Genomic DNA, 9,911 nt, shown 5'->3' with positions numbered 1-9,911 from the left:
GCGCACATCTCGTCAGAGTGACGAGATGTAGGGCCGGTTTGTGCGACGGGCCCGTCACAGTGGCAGCATGGGACGGGTGAGTGTTGCTCCCATTGAGATCGAACGCACCGAATCGGCCGAAGAGACCTCCGCGGTCCCCGAACCCGACGTCCCGTGGGTGACCCTGGTGCACAACGACCCGGTCAACCTCATGAGCTACGTGACGTACGTGTTCCAGGCGTACTTCGGCTACCCCAAGGACAAGGCGAACCGGCTGATGCTCGACGTCCACCACAAGGGCCGGGCGGTCGTGTCCAGCGGCACCCGCGAGGAGATGGAACGGGACGTGCAGGCCATGCACGGCTACGGGCTCTGGGCGACGCTGTCGCAGGACCGCGGCTGATGGGCACCTTCGAGTCCCGCAAGGGCGGCGGCGCGGCGATCGCGCTCGACGACATCGAGATCTCCATCCTGCGCTCCCTGGCCGTGCAGCTGCTGGAGCTGATCGGTCCGGGCGAACCGGAACCCGCGGCGGACGCCGACCCGCTGGCCGTGCTGTTCGCCTCGGACGGCCCGACCGAGCCCCCGTCCGACCCGGCGCTCGCCCGCCTCTTCCCCGACGCGTACGGCGCGGGGCCGGACGCGCGGGACGGCTCCGGGAACGGCCCGCAGGGCGCTCTCCCCGACGCCGAGGCGCAGGAGCTGCGGGCCCGCTCGGCCGAGTTCCGCCGCTTCACCGAGAACGACCTGCGCACCCGCAAGCGGGAGGACGCGCTGGCCGTCGTCCACAGCCTCAACGGGCTCACCCCGGCCGGGGACGGCGCGGCCGTACTGGAGCTGACCGGGGAGCTCCCGCTGCGCTGGCTCGGCGCGCTCAACGACCTGCGCCTGACCATCGCCGCCCGGCTGGAGATCACCGAGGACGACGAGAGCGCGGCGCTGTTCCGGCTGCCGGACGACGATCCGCGCAAGCCGATGGTGATGGCGTACCTGTGGCTCGGCGGGCTCCAGGAGAGCCTGATCGAGACCCTCTGAGCGCACCTCTCGCCCGGTGGCGGCTCTGTTCGCTCAGCGAACGCTCAAATCCGGATAACGATCAGATCACCGCGATGCGGTGATCTGATCTGTTCCGGGGCCCATGTCCTGATTTGGCTGTGCGGTGCGCCACATTCCACCCTCTCGATCACCCGTAAGCACGTGATAAATCTTCACGACCGCCGACGGGACGCCACCCATGTCCCCCGGCTCGCTTGAACCGGCTGATCGCCGGCGTGCAACTCCATCCGTATCCGGGGGGATCGAGGACCCGATCCGCAGCCATCGCAGGCGCGGGTCGGCGTGGAGAAAGGCGCACCAGACATGACCTCTGTGCAGGTCGAGCAGCACGACAAGAAGCCCGGCGCGGACGCCGGGCCCGAGGGTGGCGGCGAGGGGTACCACCGCGCGCTCGGAGCCCGTCAGATCCAGATGATCGCGATCGGCGGTGCCATCGGCACCGGCCTGTTCCTGGGCGCGGGCAAGGCCATCTCCAAGGCCGGCCCCAGCCTGATCCTGGCCTACGCCATCGCGGGCCTTGTCATCTTCTTCATCATGCGGGCCCTGGGCGAGCTGCTCATGTACCGCCCGGTCTCCGGCTCCTTCTCGGACTACGCCCGCGAGTTCCTGGGCCCCTTCTGGGGGTACGTGACCGGCTGGACGTACTGGCTGTTCTGGGTGGTCACCGGCATCACGGAGGTCACCGCCGCCGCGCAGTACATGTCGTACTGGACCCACGACAGCTTCCCGCAATGGGCGTACGCGCTGATCTTCACCGTCGTCCTGTACGCCGCCAACCTGATCTCCGTGAAGCTCTTCGGTGAGCTGGAGTTCTGGTTCTCCATGGTCAAGGTCACCGCCATCGTCGGCATGATCCTGATCTGCGCCGGCATCCTCACCCTCGGGTTCTCCGACGCCGCCGACACCGCGACCGTCGCCAACCTGTGGAGCGACGGCGGCTTCTTCCCCAAGGGCATCGGCGGCACGCTGATGACCCTCCAGATCGTCATGTTCGCCTTCCTCGCGGTCGAGCTGGTCGGCGTCACCGCCGGCGAGTCGAAGGACCCCGAGAAGACCCTCCCCAAGGCCATCAACACCGTGCCGTGGCGGATCGCCGTCTTCTACGTCGGCGCGCTGATCATGATCCTGTCGGTCGTCCCGTGGCACGAGTTCCAGCCCGGCGTCAGCCCCTTCGTCGCCGCCTTCGAGAAGATGGGCCTCGGCGTCGGCGCCGCCATCGTCAACTTCGTGGTGCTCACCGCCGCCCTGTCGTCCTGCAACTCCGGCATGTACTCCACCGGCCGCATGCTGCGCGACCTCGCGCTCAACGGCCAGGGCCCGAAGGTCTTCACCAAGCTGACCAAGAGCGGCACCCCGCTCGTCGGCACCACCTTCTCCGCCGCGCTGATGCTGGTGGGCGTCTGGATCAATTACGTCGCCCCGGGCAAGGCCTTCGACTACGTCGTCTCCTTCGCCACCATCTCCGGCATGTGGGCCTGGATCATGATCCTGGTCTGCCAGATCCGCTACCGGGCCGCCTCCGACCGCGGCGACCTGCCGAAGTCCCCGTTCCGGGCGCCCGGAGCCCCGTACACCAGCTGGTTCGCGCTCCTGTTCATCGTCATGGTCATCGTGATGATGGGCGCCGACAAGGACTCCCGCGTCTCGCTCTACTGCGCCCCCCTGTGGGGTGCCATCCTGGGCGTCTCGTACCTGTTCCTGAAGTCCCGCAACCCGCGCGGTGCGGCCTTCACCAAGGCCGAGTAGACGCAGGCGCCCCGCGGCGTCCGTCCACCATTCGGGCCCTCCCGTACCACTCCTCGGTACGGGAGGGCCCGTCTGTTTATCCTGTCGCTCATGCTGACCCTCACCCAGGCCCTGTACGACCAGATCGTGGAACACGCCCGCAAGGACCACCCCGACGAGGCCTGCGGGGTCGTGGCCGGCCCGGCCGGAACCGACCGGCCCGAGCGCTTCATCCCGATGCTGAACGCCGCCCGCTCGCCCACGTTCTACGAGTTCGACTCCAAGGACCTGCTGCGGCTCTACCGCGAGCTGGACGACCGGGACGAGGAACCGGTGATCGTCTACCACTCGCACACCGCGACCGAGGCCTACCCCTCGCGCACCGACGTCACCTACGCGAACGAGCCCGCGGCGCACTACGTCCTCGTCTCCACCGCCGACCACGACGGCCTCGGGGAGTTCCAGTTCCGCTCCTACCGCATCGTCGACGGAGTGATCACCGAGGAAGAAGTGCAGGTCGTGGCGGCCTACTGACCAGCATGTGAGCGCCCGGAGTCCACGATGCGGGATCACACTCCAAACGGGGGACCGGGAATCGTTAACATGACCGCATGGTTTCCCACGACGTGAGCAACGAGACGCCCGGCAGGCCGCTGCTGCTCGTGGCGCGGCTGCACGTCGACCTGTGCCGCCTCGCAAGCGCCATCTGTCCTGCTGCCTGAGCACGAGCACCACAGCCCTGCCGCGCGGGGGGCGCCACGCGCACTCGACCCCGCCCGCCCCCTCCGCACGCCCCTTCACGCTTTGACGACTTGACGACACTGGAGCCCGCCATGGCCATCGAGGTCCGCATCCCCACCATCCTCCGCACCTACACCGACGGCGAGAAGGCCGTCACGGGCGAAGGCAGCACCCTGGCCGACCTGTTCGCGGACCTGGAAACCCGCCACAAGGGCATCCAGGAGCGCATCGTCGACGACACGAAGGGCGGCGAGCTGCGCCGCTTCGTGAACGTCTACCTCAACGACGAGGACGTCCGCTTCCTGGACGGCATCTCCACCGCGCTCAAGGACGGCGACAGCGTCACCATCCTCCCGGCCGTGGCCGGCGGATCGAAGTAATGCGCTACGACTCCCCCCTCGCCGCGGTCGGGAACACCCCGCTCGTCAGGCTGCCCCGGCTCTCGCCCTCCGACGAGGTACGGATCTGGGCGAAGCTGGAGGACCGCAACCCCACCGGCTCGATCAAGGACCGCCCCGCGCTCCACATGGTCGAGCAGGCGGAGAAGGACGGCCGCCTGTTCCCCGGCTGCACCATCCTGGAGCCCACCTCCGGCAACACGGGCATCTCGCTCGCGATGGCCGCGAAGCTCAAGGGCTACCGGATCGTGTGCGTGATGCCGGAGAACACCAGCCAGGAGCGCCGGGACCTGCTGACGATGTGGGGAGCCGAGATCATCCCGTCCCCGGCGGCGGGCGGCTCGAACACCGCGGTCCGGGTGGCCAAGGAACTCGCGGCCGAACACCCCGACTGGGTGATGCTCTACCAGTACGGCAACCCGGACAACGCGGGCGCGCACTACGCCACGACCGGCCCGGAGATCCTGCGCGACCTGCCGTCCGTGACCCACTTCGTGGCCGGCCTCGGCACGACGGGCACGCTGATGGGCGTCGGCCGCTACCTGCGCGAGCACGTGCCCGGCGTCAAGATCGTCGCCGCCGAGCCGCGCTACGACGACCTCGTGTACGGCCTGCGCAACCTGGACGAGGGCTTCGTCCCGGAGCTCTACGACGCCTCGGTGCTCACCACCCGCTTCTCGGTGGGATCGGCGGACGCGGTCACCCGCACCCGCGAACTCCTGCGCGAAGAGGGCATCTTCGCCGGCGTCTCCACGGGCGCGGCCCTCCACGCGGCCATCGGCGTCGGCCGCAAGGCGGTGGCCGCGGGCGAACGGGCGGACATCGTGTTCGTGGTGGCCGACGGGGGCTGGAAGTACCTCTCGACGGGCGTCTACACGGCGGCGACGACGGAAGAGGCCATCGAGGTCCTCCAGGGCCAACTCTGGGCCTGATCCCGGCCGGGCCCGCCACAGCCCCGCCGGCATGCGGGGCGCGGGCCTTCCAGCCCCGCCGGCGTGCGGGGCGCGGGCCTTCCGGCCCCGCCGGCGTTCGAGGCGCGGGTCCGGGCGGAGCCCGGTTTCGGGGCGGGGGTGCGGGCGCCGGGGGAGAGGCCCCGCGCAGCGACCCCCGCCCCGCGCGGCAGCCCGACCGCCCCGCCGGCCCCCGCACCGCCCCGGCGCCCGCGCCCCCGCCCCGCTCACCGCGCCAGCAGCTCCGCCAGCACCGCCGCGTGGCTGCCCTCCGGGTCCTTGACCGCCGTCAGCAGCGTCAAACGCCCCGCCGCGGCCAGCCCCCGCAGCCGCTCCAGCTCCGCCACCGCCTGAGGCTCCGCCAGCTCCGCCTCGTACCGGGCCCGGAACTCCCGCTCCGTTCCCCCGCCCCCGTGGTACCACTTGCGCAGCTCCGCCGAGGGCGTCACCGCCTTCGGCCACTCGTCCACCGCCGCCTCGGCCTTCGCCAGCCCCCGCGGCCAGAGCCGGTCCACGAGGACCCGTACCCCGTCGCCGTCCGCCCCCGGCTCCGGGGGATCGTAGACCCGCCGCACCCTGATCACCGGCTTGCTCACCCGTAGCCTCCGCCCAGCCCTTTGACCTCGTCCCACACCGTCGGGTCCAGCATGCCCAGCCGCCTGTCGAAGTCGGCCGACGCCACCTCCGCGGGCCGGTCCGCCTCCAGGTAACCCGTCCGCCCCGGCCGCCCGCCGACCCCCGGTGGCAACGGGATCACCCCCGCGCGCCGGTCGTCGTACTTCCCCGTGATCCACGCGACCCGCGCCCGCCCCCGCGCCCCCACCGCCAGCACCAGACACGACCGCCCGTCCGCCAGGCACCACAGCTCGCCCGGCCGCACCCGGCCCGCCGCCCCCGGCGCACGCCGCCGCGCCGCACCCCGTACACCCGGCCGGGGCAGCAGCACCAGCGCCACGACGGCGACCACCGCCACCGCGGCGGGCCACCACGACGTGTCCATAACCCGACCGTAGCCGCGGCCCCCGCCCCCGGCGCGGCAACGCCCGTGCCCCGTGTCGCTCCCCCGGGTGACAGCACAGGTGATTCCCCCCACAACGGCCCGCCGCGGAGGAGCGACCGGACGTTTCGCGCCTTACGCTCGACCCACGCTCGGCCCGCATTCCGTCCACGGACCGTCCACGGAGGTTCACGCTCCATGAAGCTCACCGTCGTCGGCTGCTCGGGGTCGTTCCCGTCCGCGGAATCGGCATGTTCGAGCTACCTCGTCGAGGCCGACGGCTTCCGGCTGCTCCTCGACATGGGCAACGGCGCCCTCGGCGCGCTCCAGCGCCACATCGGTCTCTACGACCTCGACGCGATCTTCCTGAGCCACCTGCACGCCGACCACTGCATCGACATGTGCGCGTACTTCGTGGCCCGCTACTACCGGCACGAGGGCGGCCGCTGCGGCACCATCCCCGTCTACGGACCGGAGGGCGCCGAGCAGCGGCTGACGGCGGCGTACGACGACGTTCCCGATGCGCGCTCGATGAGCGAGGTCTTCGACTTCCGGACCCTCAAGTCCGGCGCCTTCGAGATCGGCCCGTTCCAGGTCCGCACGGAGCGGGTGTGCCACCCCGTCGAGTCGTACGCCATCCGCGTCGAGCACGGCGGCCGCTCGCTCACGTACTCCGGGGACACCGGCGTCTGCCCGGAGCTGGCCACACTGGCCGCCGGATCCGACCTGTTCCTGTGCGAGGCCTCCTTCACGCACGGCAAGGAGGACATCCCGGACCTCCACCTCAACGGCCGCGAGGCGGGCCAGTACGCGGCCGGCGCCGGAGCGGGCCGGCTGGTCCTGACCCACGTCCCGCCGTGGACGGACGCCGCCCGCAACCTCGCCGACGCCCGCGCGGTCTACGACGGCCGGGTCGACCTCGCGCAGCCCGGCGCGGTCTACGAGGTCTGACGCCCCGACGGCACACGATGAAGCCCCCGCCCTCCCTTTCGGGAAGTGCGGGGGCTTCGTCGTGCACGGGGACCGCGGGGCCTACTTGGCCTCGGCCTTCGCCAGTTCGGCGAGCTCCTCGTCGGACTCGCGGCCCGGCGTGGGGAGGTTGAACTTCGTGATCGCGAAGCGGAAGACGAAGTAGTAGATCGCCGCGAAGACGAGTCCGACCGGGATGATGTACAGCGGGTTGGTCGCCTTGTTCCACCCCAGGCCCAGGTCGATCAGGCCGGCCGAGAAGGTGAACCCGGCATGGATGCCGAGCGCCCAGGTGACGGCCATGGAGATGGCGGTCAGGACGGCGTGGATCGCGTACAGCAGCGGCGCGATGAACATGAACGAGAACTCGATGGGCTCGGTGACACCCGTGACGAACGAGGTGAGGGCGAGCGAGACCATCATGCCGGTGACCGCCTTGCGGCGCTCCGGGCGGGCGCAGTGCGCGATGGCCAGTGCCGCGGCCGGCAGGCCGAACATCATGATGGGGAAGAACCCGGTCATGAAGAGGCCGGCGTCCGGGTCACCGGCGAAGAACCGGTTCAGGTCGCCGTGGACGACCTCGCCGGCGGCGTTGGTGAAGTCACCGATCTGGAACCAGGCGACGGTGTTGACGAACTGGTGCATGCCGATCGGGATCAGGCCGCGGTTGATCAGGCCGAACAGGCCGGCGCCGCCGGAGCCCAGGCCGGTCATCCACTCGCCGAAGCTGGAGATGACCTCGCCGATCGGCTCCCAGACCAGGCCGAAGAAGACACCGGCGATGACGCCGACGAACGCCATGATGATCGGGACGAGACGGCGGCCGTTGAAGAAGCCGAGCCAGTCCACCAGCTTCGTGCGGTGGTAGCGCTGCCACAGGACCGCGGCGAGCAGACCCATGATGATGCCGCCGAGGACGCCCGGGTTGTTGTACGTCGCGGCGACGTCGACACCCTTGTTCTCGGTGGTGTTGATGACGGCCTCGGTCACCGGGAAGGCAGTGAGGACGTTCTTGTAGACCAGGAAACCGACCAGCGCGGCGAGCGCGGTGGAGCCGTCGGCCTTCTTGGCGAAGCCGATGGCGACACCGATGCAGAAGAGCAGCGGCAGGTTGGTGAAGACGGCGTCACCGGCGGTGGCGAACACCGTGGCGACCTTGCCCCAGCCGAGGCCGTCCTTGCCGAAGACGTCGGGCTGGCCGAGGCGCAGCAGGATGCCGGCGGCGGGCAGGACGGCGATGGGCAGCTGGAGGCTGCGGCCGACCTTCTGCAGACCCTGGATCAGGCCGGCGCCCCGCTTCTTGGCGGGCGGCGCCGCGGCGTCAGTAGCCGTACTCATAACTTCCTCCGGGGAGCAAGGCGCCGCCTAGGGGTGAACCACGGGGGACGGCGACGTCTCGAAAAGGGGGCACACGCCGCCGGGGGGAAGCGGTCGTGGTCTACACCAATGCATGGTGTAGACCAGTTGTAACACGGTCGGGGTTAGATAAGGAACCTTCAATTTTTTGTTGTAGGAACCACGCTCCCGGCGGGCAGCGAAAAGCCCCCGACTCCGTGGAGCCGGGGGCCTTTCACGCGCCGGAGCGGAGGATGGAACGGCCGGCCTCGGGGTGCCTCAGGCCTTGGTGGTCTCCCCTTGCATCGCCTCGATCTCCTCGTCCGACTCCCGACCCGGGGTGGGGAGGTCGAACTTGGTGATCGCGAACCGGAAGATCGCGTAATAGACCACCGCGAAACCCAGGCCGATCGGGATGATCAGCCACGGCTTGGTCGCCAACCCCCAGTTGATGACGTAGTCGATCAGGCCCGCCGAGAAGCTGAACCCGTCGTGGACCCCGAGCGCCCACGTCACCGCCATCGACACCCCCGTCAGCACCGCGTGGATCGCGTACAGGGCCGGCGCGACGAACAGGAACGAGTACTCCAGCGGCTCCGTGATCCCGGTGACGAACGAGGTCAGCGCCACCGACAGCATCAGGCCCCCCACCTCCTTGCGCCGCCGCGGCTTCGCGCAGTGCGTGATCGCCAGCGCCGCCGCGGGCAGGGCGAACATCATGATCGGGAAGAAGCCGGAGAGGAACAGGCCGGCGTGCGGGTCGCCCGCCAGGAACATGTTGATGTCACCGTGCACGACCACCCCGTCCGGCTTGGTGAAGCTGCCGAACTGGAACCACACCGGCACGTTCAGGAACTGGTGCAGCCCGATCACCAACAGCGCGCGGTTCGCGACGCCGAAGATGCCCGCACCCCACGACCCCAGTCCCACCAACCAGTCCGAGAAGCTCTCCAGCGCGTCACCGACCGGCGGCCAGACCCACAGGCACAGCACGGCGAACCCGATCGCGACGAACGACATGACGATCGGGACGAGACGGCGGCCGTTGAAGAAGCCGAGCCAGTCCACCAGCTTCACCCGGTGGAAGCGCTGCCAGAACCAGGCCGCCAACAACCCCATCACGATGCCGCCGAACACCCCCGGGTTCTGGTACGTGTACCCGGCGAAGGTGTCCGTCGACGTCAGGCAGCCGCCCCCGATGTCCTTCGTCCCCTGCGGACAGGGCTTGTGGAAGGCGTGCAGCACCCCGCGGTAGACGAGGAACCCCGCCACCGCCGCCAGCGCCGTCGAACCGTCCGCCTTCTTGGCCATCCCGATCGCGACACCCACGCAGAAGAGCAGCGGGAGGCCCAGGTCCGGATCCAGCAGCGCGCCACCCGCGCCCGCCATGACGTTGGCGACGTCAGTCCAGTCCAGCCCGTCGGCGCCGAACACGTCGGGCTGGCCGAGCCGGGTGAGGATGCCCGCCGCCGGCAGGACGGCGATCGGCAGCTGGAGACTGCGCCCCATCTTCTGCAGCCCCTGGAACAAGCCGCTCCACCACTGGGGTCGCGGCCCGGCTGCGGCGCTGTTCACGCTCATCGGCGTCCTCCCTGACCGGCCCGTTTTGGTAGGTGCGTCGCATACGGCACACTGGTGTAGACCACTCGTCGCAGGGTCACGTGCACCGGCCCGCAAGGCGGGTGGATGTTGATCGTTATCATTCGGCAGGTGCCGGGCACGCGCTCGCATAGATGGGCCAACCGTGAGTTACCGTGACAA

General features: G+C 70.0%; 12 protein-coding genes. 8 read left to right on the top strand and 4 right to left on the bottom strand.

Features of this window, described 5'->3' with window-relative positions; all coding sequences use genetic code 11:
- Positions 1-67: 67 nt before the first annotated feature.
- From clpS to OHA81_RS12585, 7 genes are all read left to right on the top strand, one after another.
- Positions 68-382, top strand: a complete 315-nt coding sequence (clpS, locus tag OHA81_RS12615) for an ATP-dependent Clp protease adapter ClpS (protein ID WP_329195563.1) — start codon at positions 68-70, stop codon at positions 380-382.
- Positions 379-1,014 carry a DUF2017 domain-containing protein gene (locus tag OHA81_RS12610; RefSeq protein WP_329202218.1) on the top strand — a complete coding sequence of 212 codons (636 nt, stop codon included), beginning with the start codon at positions 379-381 and terminating at the stop codon, positions 1,012-1,014. The genes clpS and OHA81_RS12610 overlap by 4 nt, the downstream gene beginning before the upstream one ends.
- A gap of 324 nt (positions 1,015-1,338) precedes the next feature.
- Positions 1,339-2,781 carry an amino acid permease gene (locus OHA81_RS12605; protein ID WP_329195561.1) on the top strand — a complete coding sequence of 481 codons (1,443 nt, stop codon included), beginning with the start codon at positions 1,339-1,341 and terminating at the stop codon, positions 2,779-2,781.
- Between the two features lie 90 nt (positions 2,782-2,871).
- Positions 2,872-3,294 carry a M67 family metallopeptidase gene (locus OHA81_RS12600; protein ID WP_329195559.1) on the top strand — a complete coding sequence of 141 codons (423 nt, stop codon included), beginning with the start codon at positions 2,872-2,874 and terminating at the stop codon, positions 3,292-3,294.
- 77 nt (positions 3,295-3,371) lie between these two features.
- Positions 3,372-3,482 carry a putative leader peptide gene (locus OHA81_RS12595; RefSeq protein ID WP_329195557.1) on the top strand — a complete coding sequence of 37 codons (111 nt, stop codon included), beginning with the start codon at positions 3,372-3,374 and terminating at the stop codon, positions 3,480-3,482.
- Between the two features lie 111 nt (positions 3,483-3,593).
- Entirely contained in the window at positions 3,594-3,881 is a 288-nt protein-coding gene (locus tag OHA81_RS12590) for a MoaD/ThiS family protein (protein ID WP_329202215.1), read from the top strand.
- Positions 3,881-4,831 carry a PLP-dependent cysteine synthase family protein gene (locus tag OHA81_RS12585; protein ID WP_329195555.1) on the top strand — a complete coding sequence of 317 codons (951 nt, stop codon included), beginning with the start codon at positions 3,881-3,883 and terminating at the stop codon, positions 4,829-4,831. Before OHA81_RS12590 ends, OHA81_RS12585 begins: the two co-directional genes overlap by 1 nt.
- Positions 4,832-5,076: 245 nt before the next feature.
- Here OHA81_RS12585 and OHA81_RS12580 read toward each other — a convergent pair whose 3' ends face one another.
- Both OHA81_RS12580 and OHA81_RS12575 read right to left on the bottom strand, forming a co-directional pair.
- Positions 5,077-5,445: a DUF488 domain-containing protein gene (locus OHA81_RS12580; RefSeq protein WP_329195554.1), complete on the bottom strand. Its 369-nt coding sequence runs from the start codon at positions 5,443-5,445 to the stop codon at positions 5,077-5,079.
- Positions 5,442-5,849, bottom strand: coding sequence for a hypothetical protein (locus tag OHA81_RS12575; RefSeq protein ID WP_329195552.1), 408 nt, complete (start codon positions 5,847-5,849; stop codon positions 5,442-5,444). The genes OHA81_RS12580 and OHA81_RS12575 overlap by 4 nt, the downstream gene beginning before the upstream one ends.
- Before the next feature lie 195 nt (positions 5,850-6,044).
- On the opposite strand from OHA81_RS12575, the gene OHA81_RS12570 reads away from it, so the two are divergent.
- Positions 6,045-6,797: an MBL fold metallo-hydrolase gene (locus tag OHA81_RS12570; RefSeq protein ID WP_329195550.1), complete on the top strand. Its 753-nt coding sequence runs from the start codon at positions 6,045-6,047 to the stop codon at positions 6,795-6,797.
- Between the two features lie 81 nt (positions 6,798-6,878).
- Here OHA81_RS12570 and OHA81_RS12565 read toward each other — a convergent pair whose 3' ends face one another.
- Positions 6,879-8,153: a PTS transporter subunit EIIC gene (locus OHA81_RS12565; RefSeq protein WP_329195548.1), complete on the bottom strand. Its 1,275-nt coding sequence runs from the start codon at positions 8,151-8,153 to the stop codon at positions 6,879-6,881.
- A 276-nt stretch (positions 8,154-8,429) separates the two neighbouring features.
- Entirely contained in the window at positions 8,430-9,731 is a 1,302-nt protein-coding gene (locus tag OHA81_RS12560; protein ID WP_329195547.1) for a PTS transporter subunit EIIC, read from the bottom strand.
- Positions 9,732-9,911: the final 180 nt, after the last annotated feature.

This window comes from Streptomyces sp. NBC_00667 (genome assembly GCF_036226825.1).
Classification (GTDB): Bacteria; Actinomycetota; Actinomycetes; order Streptomycetales; family Streptomycetaceae; genus Streptomyces.
This window is presented reverse-complemented; position numbering and strand designations above follow the sequence as displayed.

Excerpts from the sequence above, each read along its gene's own strand:
- clpS (WP_329195563.1), top strand. The coding sequence starts at position 68 with ATGGGACGGGTGAGTGTTGCTCCCATTGAGATCGAACGCACCGAATCG.
- OHA81_RS12605 (WP_329195561.1), top strand. The coding sequence starts at position 1,339 with ATGACCTCTGTGCAGGTCGAGCAGCACGACAAGAAGCCCGGCGCGGAC.
- OHA81_RS12600 (WP_329195559.1), top strand. The coding sequence starts at position 2,872 with ATGCTGACCCTCACCCAGGCCCTGTACGACCAGATCGTGGAACACGCC.
- OHA81_RS12595 (WP_329195557.1), top strand. The coding sequence starts at position 3,372 with ATGGTTTCCCACGACGTGAGCAACGAGACGCCCGGCAGGCCGCTGCTG.
- OHA81_RS12590 (WP_329202215.1), top strand. The coding sequence starts at position 3,594 with ATGGCCATCGAGGTCCGCATCCCCACCATCCTCCGCACCTACACCGAC.
- OHA81_RS12585 (WP_329195555.1), top strand. The coding sequence starts at position 3,881 with ATGCGCTACGACTCCCCCCTCGCCGCGGTCGGGAACACCCCGCTCGTC.
- OHA81_RS12575 (WP_329195552.1), bottom strand. The coding sequence starts at position 5,849 with ATGGACACGTCGTGGTGGCCCGCCGCGGTGGCGGTGGTCGCCGTCGTG.
- OHA81_RS12570 (WP_329195550.1), top strand. The coding sequence starts at position 6,045 with ATGAAGCTCACCGTCGTCGGCTGCTCGGGGTCGTTCCCGTCCGCGGAA.
- OHA81_RS12565 (WP_329195548.1), bottom strand. The coding sequence starts at position 8,153 with ATGAGTACGGCTACTGACGCCGCGGCGCCGCCCGCCAAGAAGCGGGGC.
- OHA81_RS12560 (WP_329195547.1), bottom strand. The coding sequence starts at position 9,731 with ATGAGCGTGAACAGCGCCGCAGCCGGGCCGCGACCCCAGTGGTGGAGC.